A 16,963-nucleotide genomic window follows, 5' to 3' on the forward strand; every position below is an offset into this window, starting at 1 on the left:
TCTGGTACTGATTCTTATTTCCAGGTTTTTTCTAATTCTTTTTTCATTTTATAATCCGTCAGATCAAACTGTACAGGTACCAAAGAGGCATAGTTATTTGCCAATGCCCATACATCTGTATCTTCTCCGGTATCTCTGTTTGTAAACTCTCCCGTGAGCCAGTAGTACTTCTTCCCTCTCGGATCCCTTCTCTCATCAAAGGTTTCTACGTATTTGGCATCAGCCTGCCTGCACACCTTCACCCCTTTGAAATCTGCCGCCGATACCATAGGAATATTTACATTCAACAAGGTTCCGCCCGGCAAATTTGTTTCCAGCATCTGCTTCGCCACGGAATGAGCCACTCCCTTACATAAAGTAAAATCTGCCTCAAAGCTATAATCCAGATAAGAAAATCCTACTGATGGCACCCCTTCTATGGCAGCTTCCATCGCGGCAGACATGGTGCCTGAATAGATGACATTGATTGAATGGTTCGCTCCATGATTAATACCACTCACACACAGATCCGGTAAACCATGCAGGATCTTATCCCTCGCCAGCTTCACACAATCCACAGGAGTTCCGGAACACTGCCACGCCTCTATACCATCAAAAATATCTACCGGATCTAATCTCAAAGGCACCCCGATTGTAATCGCATGCCCTTTCCCTGACTGCGGGCTATCCGGCGCTACCACTACTACCTTTCCCAAAGGCCTGACCGCCTCAATCAATGCCTTGATACCCGGAGCCGTAACCCCATCATCATTTGTCACCAGGATGATCTTTTCCGCTTTTCCCTTCACGTTATTATTTTTTAATGCTTAATATTCATTGCCTTCCGACAACAAATTTAATATTCTTAAATATATTACCTTGACAAAGAATGTTAAATTCTCTTAATAATCTACCTTCATCATTCGCCGGCAGGTGATCCCTATAAACAGCGCGATGTACAGGATTATTGTGATTTCGTACACCCCATGACCAAAATCAGTACTGGAAGGGAGCACTTTATCCACCACCGGGAAGGGCAATAACTCATCCCCGGCCTGTAATGGCAGTAATCCGCCTATCGCTCCCACGGAATGCTTCAATCCCACGGTTAGCAGCTGTTCAAAGAACATGGCATAGCCCAGGTAAATGACCGTTGCCAGTCCGGAGCGCTTGATAAACATCCCCAGCATTAAGGCCAGCGATAAAGACACCAATACCTGCAGAAAATAGAAGAATAGGAATTGTACCCCCTCAAAGCTGAAAGGAGTAGTACTATAAATAGTGCCAAAAACGATGGCTGTAATAAAAGATATCAGCAAAGCGAGCAGGGCCAGGGCTACTACCCAAAAGATCTTGGACAATACCAGGTCCAGCCTTTCCCAGCCATCAATCACGAGCTGGCGGTGGGTTTTGTAACTAAATTCATTGGTCACCAGGGTTACCAGCAGCAAACCAAAGATGATGGAGGTGAAACTATTCACATTCGCCACCGTTTGCCAGGCCACCGGAAAATCGTAGAAGTTCCGGCCCAGGATATCAGTAGCCTGTTTGGGAATCCGTCTCACCACATCTGCAACAACCGTATTGGAAGCAGGAATAACAATGATAGCCAGTATCAGCAGGATCCAGAATGTTCTGTAGTTTTTGACCTTTAGCCACTCTATTCTAATAATGTTCAGCATAATCTCAGTTTTGTGTCATTTCGAGGAAAGCAGATTCCAGGCTCTTCCTCCTTACCTGTAAATGATTCAGCCAGATGCCCTGACCTGCCAGCCAGCTATTCAGCTCCGAAGGATCCACGGCTCCACTAAAGAATACCTGCAATAAACTATTGGCGTTTACAAGATTCCCAAATAGCGGATGCTGCCTGATCACGGCTTCCAGTTTACCCATATCATTACTACCGATCTCCACAAAATCTTCCCGCACCATCACGGTATTCACAGGGCCTGACACGAGTAATTGTCCTTTTTGCAACACGGCAACATGGGTACAGACCTTTTCCACTTCATCCAGCAGGTGACTGGCCATGATAATGGTTTTGCCGGATTGCGCAAGTTGTCTGATCAATCCCCTGACTTCTGCAATCCCTGCCGGATCCAGGCCATTGGAAGGCTCATCCAGGATTAGCACATCAGGGTCACCCAGCAGGGTATTGGCAATGGCCAGCCGCTGTTTCATACCCAGGGAATAAGTTTTGAACGCGGCATGCTTGCGCGCACTCAGCCCTGCTATTTCCAGCACCCGGTCAATGTCTTTTTCATCCCTTTGTTTTACCGCTGCGTTGATCTGTAGGTTTTTATAACCCGACAGGTAATGGTAGAAGTTAGGGGTCTCCAGCAAAGTGCCGATTTGCCTCCTTTGGGTAGCGGAGGGTAACTGATCAAAAAGGGTAAAATCCCCGGTATCTGCCTTCAATACATCTGTCACAATACCCAGTAAAGTGGTTTTACCACTTCCATTGGGGCCAAGAATACCAAAAACACTGCCGCGAGGTACTTCAAAAGAAACCTCGCGGAGTGCTTGCAGGGAACCATATCTTTTTGAAATGTTCCGAAGTGTAAGTATAGACATAAGTTAAAATGGTACGCTAATTCTTTGGGTTTAACAGCCTGCTCCCTAATTCCTGATCGGCTTTCCGGTCTTGATCACACTCTGCAATCTCTCCAGTGTCTTTCTTTCACCTGTCAGACTCAAAAATGCCTCCCTTTCCAGGTCCAGCAAATACTGCTCACTCACCACACTCGCCTCCGTCAGATCTCCACCACACATCACGTAGGCAAGTTTTCCTGCTATCTTCGCATCATGATCAGAAATATAATTGCCAAAGCGCATACTATGGATACCTGTCAGCAACATGCCTAAGGCTCCACGGCCCAGCACTTTTATATCTTTCCGCTCTACAGGCCGGGTATAACCTTCTTCCGCTATTTGCAAGATACTACGCTTTGCATCAGCAATCAACCTGGATTGGTTCATGGTAATTTCATCATGACCAGCTCTCAGAATACCGAGGTCAAAAGCTTCCTTACCGGAAGTACTTACTTTAGCCATGGCAATCGCCATAAAACGATCTTTCAGGGGCTCTTCTTCAATTCTTCCTTCCTTAAATTCATCACTGGCCCTCACCGTCATTTCCTTGGTACCGCCTCCACCAGGGATCAGCCCAACACCCAGTTCCACCAGCCCGATATAAGATTCGGCAGCTGCCTGTACCTTATCAGCATGCAAACACATCTCACAACCACCACCTAACGTCAATGCATGTGGGGCCACGATAGTAGGAATAGAAGAATAACGCAGGCGCATAGTGGTTTTCTGGAAAAGCCTGATTGCCATATCCAGCTCATCATATTCCTGCTCGGCTGCCAGCATAAAGATCATCCCCACATTGGCACCCGCAGAAAAATTCGCTCCTTCATTGGCTAAGATCAATCCACGGTAATCTTTTTCCGCACGATCAATCGCTTTATTCACACCTTCCAGCACTTCCCCACCAATGGTATTCATCTTGGTTTTCCAGTCCAGCGAAACGATGCCGTCACCAATATCATAAAGGGTACATGCACTGTTTTTCCACACTACATTGCCGGAGAGATTTTCGAGGATAATGAAAGTCTCCGCACCGGGCAATACTTTATAATCCTGGCTGGCTACGTCATAATAATATTTCTTCCCCTTATCTACTTTGTAGAAATGTTTGATGCCTTTTGCCAGCATATCGTCTACCCACTTCGCCACCTTGATCCCTTTTTCCTTCATTGCCTGCACGGTCTTTTCCACACCCAGCAGATCCCAGGTTTCAAAAGCACCTATTTCCCAGCCAAAGCCGGCCTTCATAGCATCATCTACTTTATAAAGGTCGTCAGCTATTTCAGGAATGCGGTTAGAAATATAGGCAAACAGTAAAGCATGGAACTGCTGATAAAACTGCCCTGCCTTATCCGTAGCTGCTGCCAGCATACGTATACGTTGTTTCAGGTCTTCTACAGGTTTAGCGGCTTCCAGGCTGGCAAATTTTGGACGCTGTTTAGGTCCATATTCCATAGTCTGGAGGTTCAGTGTCAGGATTTCCTTACCACCTTCGCCTTTGGTCTTTTTGTAAAAGCCCTGCCCTGTTTTGTCGCCCAGCCATTTGTTTTCCACCACCTTTTCCAGGAATGGCGGAATTACAAAAATGTCGATTGCTTCATCGTTCGGACAATTCTCTTTCACACCTTTCGCCACCTTCACCAGGGTATCTATACCCACTACATCAGCCGTGCGGAAAGTAGCAGATTTAGGTCTGCCAATAACCGGACCAGTGAGTGTATCTACTTCATCAATATTCAGGTTCATTTCCTGCATGATGTGGAAGATAGCCATGATTGAGAATACTCCTACCCTATTGGCAATAAAGGCAGGTGTATCCTTACAGAGCACCGTAGTTTTACCCAGGTATAGATCTCCATACTCCATCAGGAAACTGATGATAGCCGGATCTGTATGTGGAGTAGGAATAATTTCCAGTAAACGCAGGTAACGGGGAGGGTTAAAAAAGTGAGTACCACAGAAATGTTGCTGGAAGTCCTCACTCCTGCCTTCCGCCATCAGGTGAATAGGAATACCGGAAGTATTGGAGGTAATTAAAGTACCTGGTTTCCGGAATTTCTCTACCTGCTCAAAAACGGATTTCTTCACATCCAGGTTTTCAACAACGACTTCGATGATCCAGTCTACATGGGCAATCTGAGACATGTCATCAGTAAAGTTCCCGGTTCGGATCAGTTTTACGACATCCTTCGTGTATACCGGGGAAGGATTCGATTTTAATGTGGATTGCAGGGCATCGTTGACAATACGGTTTTTTACCGCTTTACTGTCGAGGGTTAATCCTTTCGCCTTTTCTGCATCATTGAGTTCTTTGGGGGCTATATCCAGCAACAATACCTGTACGCCTATCCCGGCAAAATGAGCTGCAATACGGGAACCCATCACGCCAGAACCTAAAATGGCCACCTTATGGATGTGTCTTTTCATAGAACGCGTAATTTTTATCGGTAAATGAATATAGGATATTAAGTCGATACCGCCCATAAAAAACCCTCCGGTAATGAGCCGGAGGGTATCTATCTTTTTATATATTAAGGTGTTATCTCACTTCGCTGCCTGGTGCTGTCTGCACATCAGGATTTACGAATACGAGCTTGCCTGTTGCATCTTCAGCCATGAGGATCATACCCTGGCTATCGATGCCCTTCATTTTGCGGGGAGCCAGGTTGGCAACCAGTGTAACCTGTTTGCCAATGATTTCTTCAGGTGTATAATGCAGGGCAATACCGGAAACCACGGTACGTTTTTCAGTACCAATATCCACCAGTAATTTCAGCAGTTTATCTGCTTTCTTTACCTTTTCGGCTTCAACGATGGTACCTACGCGCAGGTCCAGTTTTGCGAAATCGTCGTATTGTATATCTTCTTTTACAGGAGCCGCTTCAGGAGCTGGCGCTGCTTCTACCGGTTTTACTAAACCCGCGTGTAATTTTTCCACCTGCTCTTTAATTTTATCGTCTTCAATTCTGGTAAACAGGTACTCAGGTTCACGCATTGGATACCCTGTATTTACCAGTTTCAGGCTACCTGCATTTTCCCATTCCAGCATACGATCTACCACTTTCAACATATGACAGATCTTTTTGGCTGTACCCGGCATGAATGGATTGGACAATATAGCCAGGTTAGCAGTCAGCTGTAAGCATAAATGGATACAGTTGTCAATCAGCTTTTGATTTTCTTCCTGTTTACCCTTGCTCGCCAGTGACCATGGGGCTTTCCCTTGCAGGTATTGGTTACCCAGGCGGGATACATTGATCACCTCAGCCAATGCTTCCCTGAAACGATAGTTTTCCAGTGACTCTTCTATTTTCTTCTTGGATTCCAGCAGGTTACTCAGCACACTATCATCAGCAGCATCCTTCACTTCCATGTGGAATGGAGGCACCTTTCCATTGCAGAATTTGTGTGTCAATACCATCGTACGATTCACAAAATTGCTATAGATATCAGTCAGCTCACTGTTATTACGCTGCTGGAAATCAGCCCAGGAGAAGTCGTTATCCTTTGTCTCCGGTGCAGTAGCACACAGCACATAACGCATAATGTCTTCCTGACCCGGAAAATCTTTCACATAGTCATGTACCCACACCGCCCAGTTACGGGAAGTAGAGATCTTATCGCCTTCAATATTCAGGAACTCATTCGCCGGCACATTCTCAGGCAATACAAATCCACCGTGCGCCTTGAGCATAGATGGGAATATAATACAGTGGAATACGATATTATCTTTCCCGATAAAGTGAACCAGCTTGGTATCCTCTTTACACCAGTAATCATCCCAGTTCGGGGTTAGTTCCTTGGTAGCAGAGATATAACCAATCGGCGCGTCGAACCATACATACAACACTTTTCCATCTGCATCAGGCAGGGGAACCTTGATCCCCCACTCACTGTCACGGGTCATAGCACGGCTTTGTAAACCACTGTCCAGCCAGCTTTTACACTGACCATACACGTTGTTTTTCCATTCTTTATGACCTTCCAGCAACCACTCTTTCAGGAATGGCTCATAGTTCTGGAGTGGCATGTACCAGTGCTTGGTTTTCTTCTTCACAGGCACGGCATCACTCAGGGTAGAGCGGGGTGAAATCAGGTCATCAGGACTCAAACTTGTACCACAACGCTCACACTGGTCGCCATAAGCACCAGGGTTACCACATTTAGGGCAGGTACCTACTATATATCTGTCAGCCAGGAACACCTTGGCTACATCGTCATAGAATTGTTCAGTCTCTTTTTCTTCAAACAGGCCATCGTCGTACATCTTCTTGAAGAAAGCGGCAGCGGTGTCATGATGGATCTGTTTGGTGGTACGGGAGAAGATATCAAAAGAGATGCCCATATCAGACAGGCTCTCAGAAATGATCTTATGATATTTGTCCACCACGTCCTGTGGCTTTACACCTTCTTTCAGGGCTTTGATGAGAATAGGAACTCCATGCTCATCGGTGCCCCCAATGAATTTAACGTCTGCTTTCTTTGCACGCAGGTAGCGTACATAGATATCAGCAGGGAGGTAACAACCCGCCAGGTGACCAATATGTACTGGTCCGTTGGCATAAGGCAGGGCAGCCGTGATTAGATATCTGTTAAATTTTGCCATGATAACTGAAATAATCTTGAAATCTATTTTATCCTTTGGAAGAGCGAAAAGTATTTATCAACTTAGCCCTGTTAAAACTCCCAGCAAAAAAGTGGGGCTTGTCTCGCGAATCGTCGTTCGCAGGTTGCAAAGGTAACTTAAAGCGTAGAACAATGAAAATTCCTCCATATCTGAAAAAAGGTGACCTTATAGGCGTCACCTGTAGTAGTAGTAAAATGGACTTACAGGCTGCTGAATATGCAGCTGGAATACTCACATCCTGGGGGTACCGCGTACACCTGGGGATCACGGTGGGCACCAGTTTTCACAATTTTTCGGCACCCGATGAGCTAAGGTTGGAAGAACTACAGGATATGCTGGATGATCCTGAGATCAAGGCAATCATCTTTGGCCGTGGTGGCTATGGTATGATTTGCCTGCTGGATAAACTGGATTTTAAAAAGTTCCGGAAACACCCGAAGTGGATCTGTGGCTACAGCGATATCACCGCACTCCATGGCCATATCAATAAACAATTTGGTATTCCTACCCTTCATTCAGTGATGTGTAGTGGTATTCGTGCAGAAACCGTGGATACCGTGTATGTGGATAGCCTGAAACAGGCCCTGAGAGGAAAACCATATAAATACAGTTTCGCACCAAATGACCTGAACCGCACTGGTAAAGCATCCGGTCAGCTAATAGGTGGTAACCTTACGCTGCTGGCCAATTTATCAGGCACAGTATCTCAACCTGACACAAAGGGGAAGATCCTGGTACTGGAGGATGTGGGCGAATATCGTTACAGGGTAGATGGCATGATGTATAACCTGAAAAGAGCTGGATGGCTGGATAAACTGGCGGGCCTGGTAGTGGGTTCATTTACAGATTCACTGGAGACGGCTACACCATTTGGTCAGAATGAATATGAGATTATCCACAATATTGTAAAGGATTATGATTATCCGGTGGCTTATGGATTTCCGTTGGGGCATACCCATGAGAACTATACGCTGAAACTGGGGGTGCTGCATGATTTACAGATAGGAGAAAAAACCTGCAAATTAATTGATAGATCTTAAAGCCGGCCGCAGGCCCAGGCCGCCAAAAAAAACGCTCGTGCTTAAGACACGAGCGTTTTTTTTTGACTTATTATTTTACCAATCCTTCAACTGTTTCCACAAAAAAAGGATACTCTTTCAGATTATTATGCCCCGCCCCTGAAATCGTCACAAAACTATCTCCCTTCTTAAAAAACTCCTTCAATTTCAAGCCTGAAGCATAAGGCACCGTCCGGTCATCCGTACCATGAATAATCGTAACCGGGGCCGTCACTTTCGGCAAATACTCGTTAGTCGGAAACTTATAATTTAACATAAACCCATAAGGGTAAATCGGCACCATCTTCATCGCCATATCTGTCAGGTTATAATAAGGAGCTTCCAGCACCAGTCTTTTACAATCCCTCACACTGGCCAGCTGCGCAGCAATCCCTGTTCCCAGCGACCTGCCATAAATGATAATACTATCGGGGGAAAAATGCGTTCTCGCTACCTGGTACATCTGCAAAGCATCTGCATACAGATCCTCTTCCGTCAGCGCACCTGTGCTTTTTCCATATCCCGGGTAATCCATCATCAATACCTCGTAACCATATTTGGTAAAGTATTGACTGGCATACGCGTAATAGGAAATATTCTGTGCATTTCCATGAAAGTAAACCACGATACCTTTTGCCGGCTGTTCTGCCTTAAACAGTACCGCATTGATGGTGGTTTTGTCATTTACCCTGATATTCATCTCCTGAAAAGGCACATCGAAATGATAGGCAGAATCAGCAGCCACCACAATTGGATGGAAGATCAGTTTCTTCTGAAAAAAGAATAGGAGTGCACCTGACAACACATATACCACTAAAATCCAGGTTAATATCTTACGAAACATGTGTATGTTAGTTAGTCTTCTATATCAGGTACTATTTCAAGTCCGTAAGCCTCTGCGGTGAGCAGGCCATTGGCTTTGGTAGTAGCCAGGATACCGGCATCCGGGTTAAGGGTGTGGGTTTGATATACGTTATGGAGATAATCCATACTATACAGTTGATTCGCCAGGCCATCGGGTACACCTGCCAGGTATTTCAGTACTTCATTCACAATGAGCATACCGGTAGCACCATGGGTAACACCGATCGCACCTGCATCGAAATTAGTATACTCGTCGATCAGGTTGATACTGCAACGATAAGAAGCAGCAGCATCACCACTGGAAGGCGCAATATTAAATCCAGCCCACCAGGAAATCCAGTTATGTACCTCCCCGATCACAAAAGGCTTGCCTTTTGCAATACAGGCATCATTCACCACTAAGTGGGTAGGCATATGCTGAGAACAATCGATGACGAGGTCCATGCCTTCGAGCAACTGATTGATATTTTCAGGTTTCACCTGCAACAGCAGGGGATAATGTTTGGTAAACGGATTGCTGGACCACAAACGGCTCGCAGCCATTTTAGCTTTGTGTTTACGCAGATCCTGCATCTGGTAGATCGGCTGGCGGTGCATATCTTCGTCCTGTATCACACCATAGTCAGCAATACCGATCACACCTACTCCACTTGCACTCAGGTACTGAATCACCGGACTACCTAAACCACCTGCACCTACCACGAGAATGCGGCTTTCCTTTAGTTTCTCCTGCATAGCAGTGCCCATACCGGGAACGGCTATAGGATATCTAAAATGTGCTATTTCTTTTTCGATTAATGCCATTTGAACAACCCCGTTTTAAAATAATGAATTAGTCCTGTGGAAATTCAAGTGTAAACTTACTACCCTTGCCCACGGCGCTTTCTACCTTTATTTTTCCTTTGTGCGCATCGATGATGGCTTTTACATAGCTGAGACCCAGGCCGAAACCTTTTACATTGTGAACGTTACCTGTATGCGCACGATAGAATTTTTCAAAGATACGTGAAATCGTATCACGACTCATCCCTATGCCATTATCTGAAACAGTGATGACAAGACTTTTGCGGGTGCTGTATGTAGAGATGATGACTTCCAGGTTCTCTTTAGAATACTTGATGGCATTGTCCAGCAGGTTGAAAATAACGTTGGAAAAATGCACATCATCTGCCTGAATAACCGGGTTAATGGCGTCCAGTCGCAGTTCTACATGACCATTCTTGGAAGCCAGCTGGAGTTGTATATTTTCTACTGTATGGGTGATTACTTCATGCACATCAGTAGGTTGTAGTTTCAATCCTATTTCGTTCTTCTCCAGCAGGGCAGATTGCAGAATGCTTTCCACCTGTTTATTCATACGTTTATTTTCTTCTTTGATGATGCCGGAGAAGTAGCGGATCTTTTCTTTATTGTCCATGACCTTTTCATTGCCAATGGCATCGATGGCCAGGGAAATGGTGGCCAGCGGGGTTTTCAGCTCATGGGTCATGTTGTTAATGAAGTCAGATTTGATCTCAGAGATCTTCTTCTGGTTCAGCATAGTACGGATAGTGAGTGCGAATGCAGTGATGATAACAGCCGTAAAGAGAGTACCTCCTGCCACCATTTTCCCCAGGGATAGCAGGAAAGACATGTTATTGCGTGGTTGCAGTACCACCATGGTTTCCGTGTTGTCCGTCATGTATTCATAGCTCCCCAGCAGCGGCATGTATTTCACGAGATAATTCACACTATCTCTGGCAACGGCTGTGGCCATATTAGGGAATCCGGCTGACTGCATTTTAATACTGCTTTCACCAAAGTTCCCTTTACCTACGATAGCAAATTCAAAAGTAGTATCCAGCCCTTCCCGTTTCAGACCACTGATGAGCAGGTTGCGCACTTCTGCGGTGGTAAAGCGGTCGCTGACACCGATGTTGAGATCAAGCGAATTGAATTTATCGATAGTAAGGCCTCTTTCAGTAGGTCTGACAACGGTATTATTCATTTTCAGGCGAATCGCAGGACCGGTCCGTGCAAGCATTTCTTCGCGCACCCTATCAAGTACATTGATAGCGCGTTCTTCAATCTGCTCTCTGCGTACGATAGAGGCGTTATGGATCCAGCTAAACTGGATATAAATGAGGCCCAGCAGGGATAGTGTAATTAACACCACAATGATGGGAAATACTTTCTTCAGTGGTACCATTATAGGATGAGTCGTAAAGCGCACAATATACTCACAATCAGTGAGCGTTCCAGCGCATATTTTGTTAAATCTGGATAATTGCTATAGCAACGTTAATATAAAATTAATACGCTAAAACCTTTTACCAGCGTGGATTAAGCAAATAAACATCACTTTAACGTAATTTTAACGGGCTAAAGACGTTTGAAATTCTCATTCTTTACGTACATTTGCCTTATCAAACTGGTACTAAATTTGATGTAACAGTTTAACAAACAAGCAATTTTAATTATTCTACATACATCGACATGGATTCGTTCCATAAAGCGATTTAGATTTTGGTTGATAAAATGGTAAGGAGGCTTTCTAGCCTCCTTTATTATTTCCCAAACTTTCTCAAAACCCTAACGAATTCTTCACAAAATCCTATTCTACTTGCATTCAATTGGTTAAATTTACTTAAGTGATAAAACTAAATGTGTATGGTATCATTGTCGCCTGGTGTATTGCTTATTGCTGATCCATTTCTAAAAGATCCAAATTTTGCCCGCACTGTAATACTACTTTGTGAGCACCAAACTAATAAAGGAAGTTTCGGCTTTGTCCTCAACAAACGTTTCGATCAGCACCTGCACGATCTTGTTCCGGACATTTTGATTCCAGGTATTCCTGTGTATTACGGAGGCCCGGTTCAGATAGATACTATTCACTTCATACATCAGCAGCCTGAACTCATCAAAGGTGGTTTTGAAATCCAGAGTGGTATATACTGGGGTGGCGAATTTAACCAGGTAGTAAAAATGATCAATGCAGGCAAACTTGATCCAAATAAGATCCGGTTTTTCATTGGCTATTCCGGTTGGAGTAGTGGACAGCTTGAAAATGAACTAAATGAAAAAAGCTGGATACTTTCAGAGATTAACAAAGCTCTCGTCTTCGATGAAAAAGATGAAAATGTATGGAGACAGGCTTTAAAGAACCTTGGCAGCAACTTTGCCATCATGGCCAATTTCCCCATAGATCCGCTGCTGAATTAGTAGCGTGTATACTGCACCGTATGCCCTATAACAGCGGCAAATCCCTTCTTGTGGAAAAAAAATATTAAAATAATTTATATGCCTAAAGATTCAGTTCCAACGACTAACGTTGTTGGCTGGATTTTAGTATCCCTTACCAACCACTCAGGGCGAGGATATTTAAAAAAAATCAAATATCTTGCTTACGCAAAATAGTAATGTAGTCAGAGCAATCCATGTTTGGTGACCCTGTTTATCAGTATTATGATTGGAAAAATGTGAACTAAACCGAAGTATAAACACCTATGAAGGACAAACCGATACACATGTTACGTATGCCTTCCTGGATTATAATTGAAACAACTAAAATATACATCACCTACCCTCTATTTCCGGTCAGGGGTTTGTGAAAAATGTGACAGTTATACAATTAAAAAAATCATTACATAATATAAGATATTCATTTTCATAGGAACAGGCCCAATTGCGGCTGTAGGATACTTGTATCCTGCGCGGCGTGGGTCCTGATTGTAAGACGCCCTGGCCAGTAATCCTACTGCGCTCTTTAAACAGGGTAATTATTAATTAGATTGGAATAGTTAGGACAAAACGAAGGCCGGGTAATCCTACCCGGCCTATTTCATTTCTAGCTATTCGCTATTTCAGTTATATTGCTGATGCGCCTTCTACAAGCACAGTCGCTTTATTTCTCAATACTTCCACAAAACCTCCTTCTATGTTATAGAATTCATTCTGTGACTTATCTTTCAGCACCTTCATTCTGCCCTTGCCCAATGCGGCGATCAACGGCGCGTGATTGTTCAGCACTTCAAAAGAGCCGTCTATGCCTGGCAACTGTACGCCATACACTTCGCCGGAGTACAGTTTCTTTTCAGGTGTTAATACTTCTAATAACATATTAAAAGTTAAGGGTGTTTAAATGAATTAGTTCTTAGCTGCTTCCAGCAGTTTCTTACCTTTCTCGATAGCTGCTTCGATGTTACCTACCAGGTTGAACGCTGCTTCTGGATACTCATCTACTTCACCATCCATGATCATATTGAAACCTTTGATAGTTTCTTCGATCGGAACCAGTACACCTTTCAGACCAGTAAACTGTTCTGCTACGTGGAAAGGCTGAGACAGGAAACGCTGTACACGACGTGCACGGCTTACAGTGAGTTTATCTTCGTCGCTCAATTCATCCATACCAAGGATAGCAATGATATCCTGCAGTTCTTTATAACGTTGCAGAATCATCTTCACACGCTGAGCACAGTTGTAATGCGCTTCACCTACGATAGATGGAGAAAGAATACGGGAAGTTGAATCCAATGGGCTCACCGCAGGATAAATACCAAGGTCAGAAATCTTACGATCCAATACCGTAGTAGCATCCAGGTGGGCAAATGTTGTAGCCGGAGCAGGGTCAGTCAAGTCATCCGCAGGTACGTAAACCGCCTGTACGGAAGTGATGGAACCATTCTTGGTAGAAGTGATACGCTCCTGCATCAGACCCATTTCTGTAGCCAGTGTAGGCTGATAACCCACCGCAGAAGGCATACGACCTAACAGCGCGGATACTTCAGAACCTGCCTGAGTGAAACGGAAGATGTTGTCAACGAAGAACAGGATATCCTTACCACCACCTGCAGTACCATCTCCATCACGGAAATATTCTGCGATAGTCAGACCAGACAGCGCGACACGTGCACGCGCACCCGGAGGTTCGTTCATCTGACCAAAGATAAAGGTAGCCTGAGAGTTCTTCAGTTTTTCTTTATCTACAGCTGCCAGATCCCAACCACCATGTTCCATGGACTCCTGGAATTTTTCACCATATTTTACGATACCAGCTTCGATCATTTCACGCATCAGGTCATTACCTTCACGGGTACGCTCACCCACACCTGCAAACACAGACAAACCTTCGTAACCTTTCGCGATATTGTTGATCAGCTCCTGGATCAATACTGTTTTACCTACACCAGCACCACCGAACAAACCAATCTTACCACCTTTTGCGTATGGTTCGATCAGATCGATAACTTTAATACCAGTGAATAATACTTCTGTGTCTGTAGCCAGATCCTCGAAACGAGGCGGCTTACGGTGGATAGGATAACCGTTAGTCCTATCAATATCACCCAGACCATCAATAGCCTCACCTACCACGTTGAACAAGCGACCCTTGATACCATCGCCCACCGGCATTTTAATAGGAGTACCCTTGTCCGTTACCACCATTCCCCTAACGAAACCATCCGTAGAGTCCATCGCAACGCAACGAACGCTATCTTCGCCAAGGTGCTGCTGAACTTCCAGCACTACCTTCTGTCCATTTTCGCGGGTAATTTCCAATGCGTTGTATATTTCGGGCAGCTGCCCGTCGAAGTGGACGTCCACCACGGGACCGATAATTTGCTTGATCTTACCTGTGTTAGGCATATTTTTAAGAGGTTTATAAATGCTTAAAATGAGCGGTTTGTTAATTTTGCCGCAAAGGTAACAGTTAATGAGGGAAATTCAAAATACGGTGGATATTCGCACGAAATTCCCTTAAAACGTGGCTTTGCGCTAATTATGTTACACATAATTAGTATGCATTCTCAGTGTAAAAATAACAGTCAATATTCATTTGTCACGCATGATTGTCATCATTCTTATCCACATAAATTATCATACTAATGTTAGCATTTTGGTAAAATTAAGTCACCTTTAACCTTTCAAATCCGCTGCAGCTCAGCATTTAACTAATCCGGCACAGGATTTGATTTTATTTAATCAAGCTAAATTCTGACACCGCGAACATCCGAAATGAATGCAGCAGGCCAGCCTAAGCCAGCAATAACACTTGATCAACTGTTATACACTACTCATTCGTAAACTATTTAAAATCAATTGGTTCTTTCACTGCTGTAGACGTGAATCCTATACAATAAAGAATCAGCCGCCAAAAGAATTACATATATGAAAAACATCACACGATATATTTCCGCAATAGCTATAGCAGCCTCTTTTGCTGCAATCCCAGGCATGTCCTGTGTCGCCGCCCGCCCTCCGCAAGACTTCCAGGTTTCCGTTGGTGGATTCTACGACGCCCTCAGCCCCTATGGCCGCTGGGTGAACTATCAGGGTTATGGCGACTGCTGGATTCCAAATGCCGGACCCGATTTCCAACCTTATGCCTCCAATGGCCACTGGGTATACACCGACTACGGTTGGACCTGGATGTCCGATTATGATTGGGGATGGGCTCCCTTCCACTATGGTCGCTGGACATTTGACGACTATTATGGATGGATCTGGGTGCCTGGTTATGAGTGGGGACCAGCATGGGTAAGCTGGAGAAATAGTAACGATTATTATGGTTGGGCGCCTTTAGGCCCAGGTATGACTATCGGATTAAGTGTGAATATCCCGCTTACTTACTGGTCATTCGTTCCTTGTCAATATATTACTAATACATATGTAAGCCGCTATTATGTACCACGCAATACAAGAGTAGAAGTGTTCAACCATACAACCATCATTAATAATACCACTATTATTAATAACCGCACTTACTACCGTGGCCCGGCTACCAGAGACGTAGAACGTTATACCAGATCCAATATCCAGCCAAGACGTATCATGGATAGTGATCGCCCAGGCCGCGGATCAATAGGTAATGACCAGGTTCGTGTTTACCGTCCTAACCCAAATGACTTACGTCAGGGTCAGCAGAATAGAAATTTCTCAAGCGGTAATGGCTATAACAGGAACAACTTTGACAGACCTAATTCACCGAATAATAATAACAACATACCTAATAGAGTAGATAACAGGAATAATAATTACCCCGGCAGGGATAATAACAATAATAGTGTACCTAACAGGGGAGATAACAGGAATAATAATAATTACCCTGGCAGAGATAATAACAATAATAGTGTACCTAACAGGGATAATAATAACAATAACTTTCCTGGAAGAGTAGATAGAGGAAACAATAACACTTATCCTAACAGGGATAATAATAACAATAATAACATTCCTAACAGGGATAACAATACCATCCCAAATAGGGTGGATAACAGAAACAATAATAATAACACAAACAACATTAACAATGACCGGAATGACAATCGCAATTCTGACAGGGGCTTTGACCGGAATAACAATTCTTACAGGCCTGATCGTACCACGCCTTCAACGTCTACGCCCAATACCAGTACGCGCACGCAGGTAAATGATCAGCAACGTATCCAGCAGCAGCAAATGCAACAACAGCAGCAACAGGAACGTGCCCGTCAACAACAGCAACAGCAGGAGCAGCAACGTGCACAGCAACAACAGCAGCAGGAGCAACAGCAAAGGATACAACAACAGCAACAGGAACAACAGCAGAGAGCACAGCAACAACAACAGGAACAGCAACAACGTATCCAGCAGCAACAGCAGCAACAAAGAGCACAACAGGAACAAATGCAAAGGCAACAACAGGAACAACAGCAAAGAGCTCAACAGCAACAACAACAGGAACGTGCCCGCCAGCAGCAGGATCAACAACAACGTGCCCAACAGCAGCAACAACAGCAACAGCAGCAGCAACAGCAGCAGCAACCACAACCTTCACGTACTGCACCACGCAGTAGAAATTAAAAGGTTGCATTGCTAC

The 16,963-nt window shown here is 44.4% G+C and carries 13 protein-coding genes; 3 read left to right on the plus strand and 10 right to left on the minus strand.

Features of this window, described 5'->3' with window-relative positions; translation table 11 throughout:
- Positions 1-14 precede the first annotated feature (14 nt).
- From surE to metG, 5 genes are all read right to left on the minus strand, one after another.
- Positions 15-788: a 5'/3'-nucleotidase SurE gene (gene surE, locus U0033_RS15585; protein WP_072359264.1), complete on the minus strand. Its 774-nt coding sequence runs from the start codon at positions 786-788 to the stop codon at positions 15-17.
- 93 nt (positions 789-881) lie between these two features.
- Complete coding sequence (locus U0033_RS15590) at positions 882-1,661, minus strand: ABC transporter permease (RefSeq protein ID WP_072359266.1); 780 nt, start codon at positions 1,659-1,661, stop codon at positions 882-884.
- Between the two features lie 4 nt (positions 1,662-1,665).
- Positions 1,666-2,553, minus strand: a complete 888-nt coding sequence (locus U0033_RS15595) for an ABC transporter ATP-binding protein (protein ID WP_072359267.1) — start codon at positions 2,551-2,553, stop codon at positions 1,666-1,668.
- A gap of 45 nt (positions 2,554-2,598) precedes the next feature.
- A complete protein-coding gene (locus tag U0033_RS15600) occupies positions 2,599-4,998 on the minus strand; it encodes a 3-hydroxyacyl-CoA dehydrogenase/enoyl-CoA hydratase family protein (protein WP_072359269.1) in 2,400 nt (799 codons plus the stop codon).
- A gap of 112 nt (positions 4,999-5,110) precedes the next feature.
- Complete coding sequence (gene metG / locus U0033_RS15605; protein ID WP_072359271.1) at positions 5,111-7,177, minus strand: methionine--tRNA ligase; 2,067 nt, start codon at positions 7,175-7,177, stop codon at positions 5,111-5,113.
- Between the two features lie 152 nt (positions 7,178-7,329).
- Between metG and U0033_RS15610 the strand changes: the two genes are divergently transcribed.
- Positions 7,330-8,238, plus strand: coding sequence for a S66 peptidase family protein (locus tag U0033_RS15610; protein ID WP_072359273.1), 909 nt, complete (start codon positions 7,330-7,332; stop codon positions 8,236-8,238).
- A gap of 70 nt (positions 8,239-8,308) precedes the next feature.
- On the opposite strand, the gene U0033_RS15615 is transcribed toward U0033_RS15610, so the two are convergent.
- Genes U0033_RS15615 through U0033_RS15625 form a run of 3 tightly spaced genes read right to left on the minus strand, consistent with a single transcriptional unit; the run spans position 8,309 to position 11,308 of the window.
- The gene (locus U0033_RS15615) at positions 8,309-9,100 is read right to left on the minus strand and encodes an alpha/beta hydrolase (RefSeq protein ID WP_072359275.1); all 792 of its coding nucleotides are present in this window, start codon (positions 9,098-9,100) and stop codon (positions 8,309-8,311) included.
- 11 nt (positions 9,101-9,111) lie between these two features.
- Positions 9,112-9,924, minus strand: a complete 813-nt coding sequence (locus tag U0033_RS15620; RefSeq protein ID WP_072359277.1) for a HesA/MoeB/ThiF family protein — start codon at positions 9,922-9,924, stop codon at positions 9,112-9,114.
- Between the two features lie 28 nt (positions 9,925-9,952).
- Positions 9,953-11,308, minus strand: coding sequence for a sensor histidine kinase (locus tag U0033_RS15625; protein ID WP_083571454.1), 1,356 nt, complete (start codon positions 11,306-11,308; stop codon positions 9,953-9,955).
- A gap of 461 nt (positions 11,309-11,769) precedes the next feature.
- On the opposite strand from U0033_RS15625, the gene U0033_RS15630 reads away from it, so the two are divergent.
- Positions 11,770-12,324, plus strand: coding sequence for a YqgE/AlgH family protein (locus tag U0033_RS15630; protein WP_072359279.1), 555 nt, complete (start codon positions 11,770-11,772; stop codon positions 12,322-12,324).
- A 645-nt stretch (positions 12,325-12,969) separates the two neighbouring features.
- Here U0033_RS15630 and atpC read toward each other — a convergent pair.
- Complete coding sequence (gene atpC, locus U0033_RS15635; RefSeq protein WP_072359281.1) at positions 12,970-13,221, minus strand: ATP synthase F1 subunit epsilon; 252 nt, start codon at positions 13,219-13,221, stop codon at positions 12,970-12,972.
- Positions 13,222-13,248: 27 nt separating this feature from the next.
- Positions 13,249-14,751, minus strand: coding sequence for a F0F1 ATP synthase subunit beta (gene atpD, locus U0033_RS15640; RefSeq protein ID WP_072359283.1), 1,503 nt, complete (start codon positions 14,749-14,751; stop codon positions 13,249-13,251).
- A 522-nt stretch (positions 14,752-15,273) separates the two neighbouring features.
- Here atpD and U0033_RS15645 point away from each other — a divergent pair.
- A complete protein-coding gene (locus U0033_RS15645; RefSeq protein WP_177318577.1) occupies positions 15,274-16,947 on the plus strand; it encodes a DUF6600 domain-containing protein in 1,674 nt (557 codons plus the stop codon).
- Positions 16,948-16,963 lie beyond the last annotated feature (16 nt).

Source organism: Chitinophaga sancti (assembly GCF_034424315.1).
GTDB lineage: Bacteria > Bacteroidota > Bacteroidia > Chitinophagales > Chitinophagaceae > Chitinophaga > Chitinophaga sancti.

What these genes read in the sequence shown, in the direction of transcription:
- U0033_RS15645 (WP_177318577.1), top strand. Translation starts at nt 15,274, where the DNA reads ATGAAAAACATCACACGATATATTTCCGCAATAGCTATAGCAGCCTCT.
- U0033_RS15615 (WP_072359275.1), bottom strand. Translation starts at nt 9,100, where the DNA reads ATGTTTCGTAAGATATTAACCTGGATTTTAGTGGTATATGTGTTGTCA.
- U0033_RS15610 (WP_072359273.1), top strand. Translation starts at nt 7,330, where the DNA reads ATGAAAATTCCTCCATATCTGAAAAAAGGTGACCTTATAGGCGTCACC.
- U0033_RS15630 (WP_072359279.1), top strand. Translation starts at nt 11,770, where the DNA reads ATGGTATCATTGTCGCCTGGTGTATTGCTTATTGCTGATCCATTTCTA.
- U0033_RS15625 (WP_083571454.1), bottom strand. Translation starts at nt 11,308, where the DNA reads ATGGTACCACTGAAGAAAGTATTTCCCATCATTGTGGTGTTAATTACA.
- atpC (WP_072359281.1), bottom strand. Translation starts at nt 13,221, where the DNA reads ATGTTATTAGAAGTATTAACACCTGAAAAGAAACTGTACTCCGGCGAA.
- atpD (WP_072359283.1), bottom strand. Translation starts at nt 14,751, where the DNA reads ATGCCTAACACAGGTAAGATCAAGCAAATTATCGGTCCCGTGGTGGAC.
- U0033_RS15600 (WP_072359269.1), bottom strand. Translation starts at nt 4,998, where the DNA reads ATGAAAAGACACATCCATAAGGTGGCCATTTTAGGTTCTGGCGTGATG.
- metG (WP_072359271.1), bottom strand. Translation starts at nt 7,177, where the DNA reads ATGGCAAAATTTAACAGATATCTAATCACGGCTGCCCTGCCTTATGCC.
- U0033_RS15595 (WP_072359267.1), bottom strand. Translation starts at nt 2,553, where the DNA reads ATGTCTATACTTACACTTCGGAACATTTCAAAAAGATATGGTTCCCTG.
- U0033_RS15620 (WP_072359277.1), bottom strand. Translation starts at nt 9,924, where the DNA reads ATGGCATTAATCGAAAAAGAAATAGCACATTTTAGATATCCTATAGCC.
- U0033_RS15590 (WP_072359266.1), bottom strand. Translation starts at nt 1,661, where the DNA reads ATGCTGAACATTATTAGAATAGAGTGGCTAAAGGTCAAAAACTACAGA.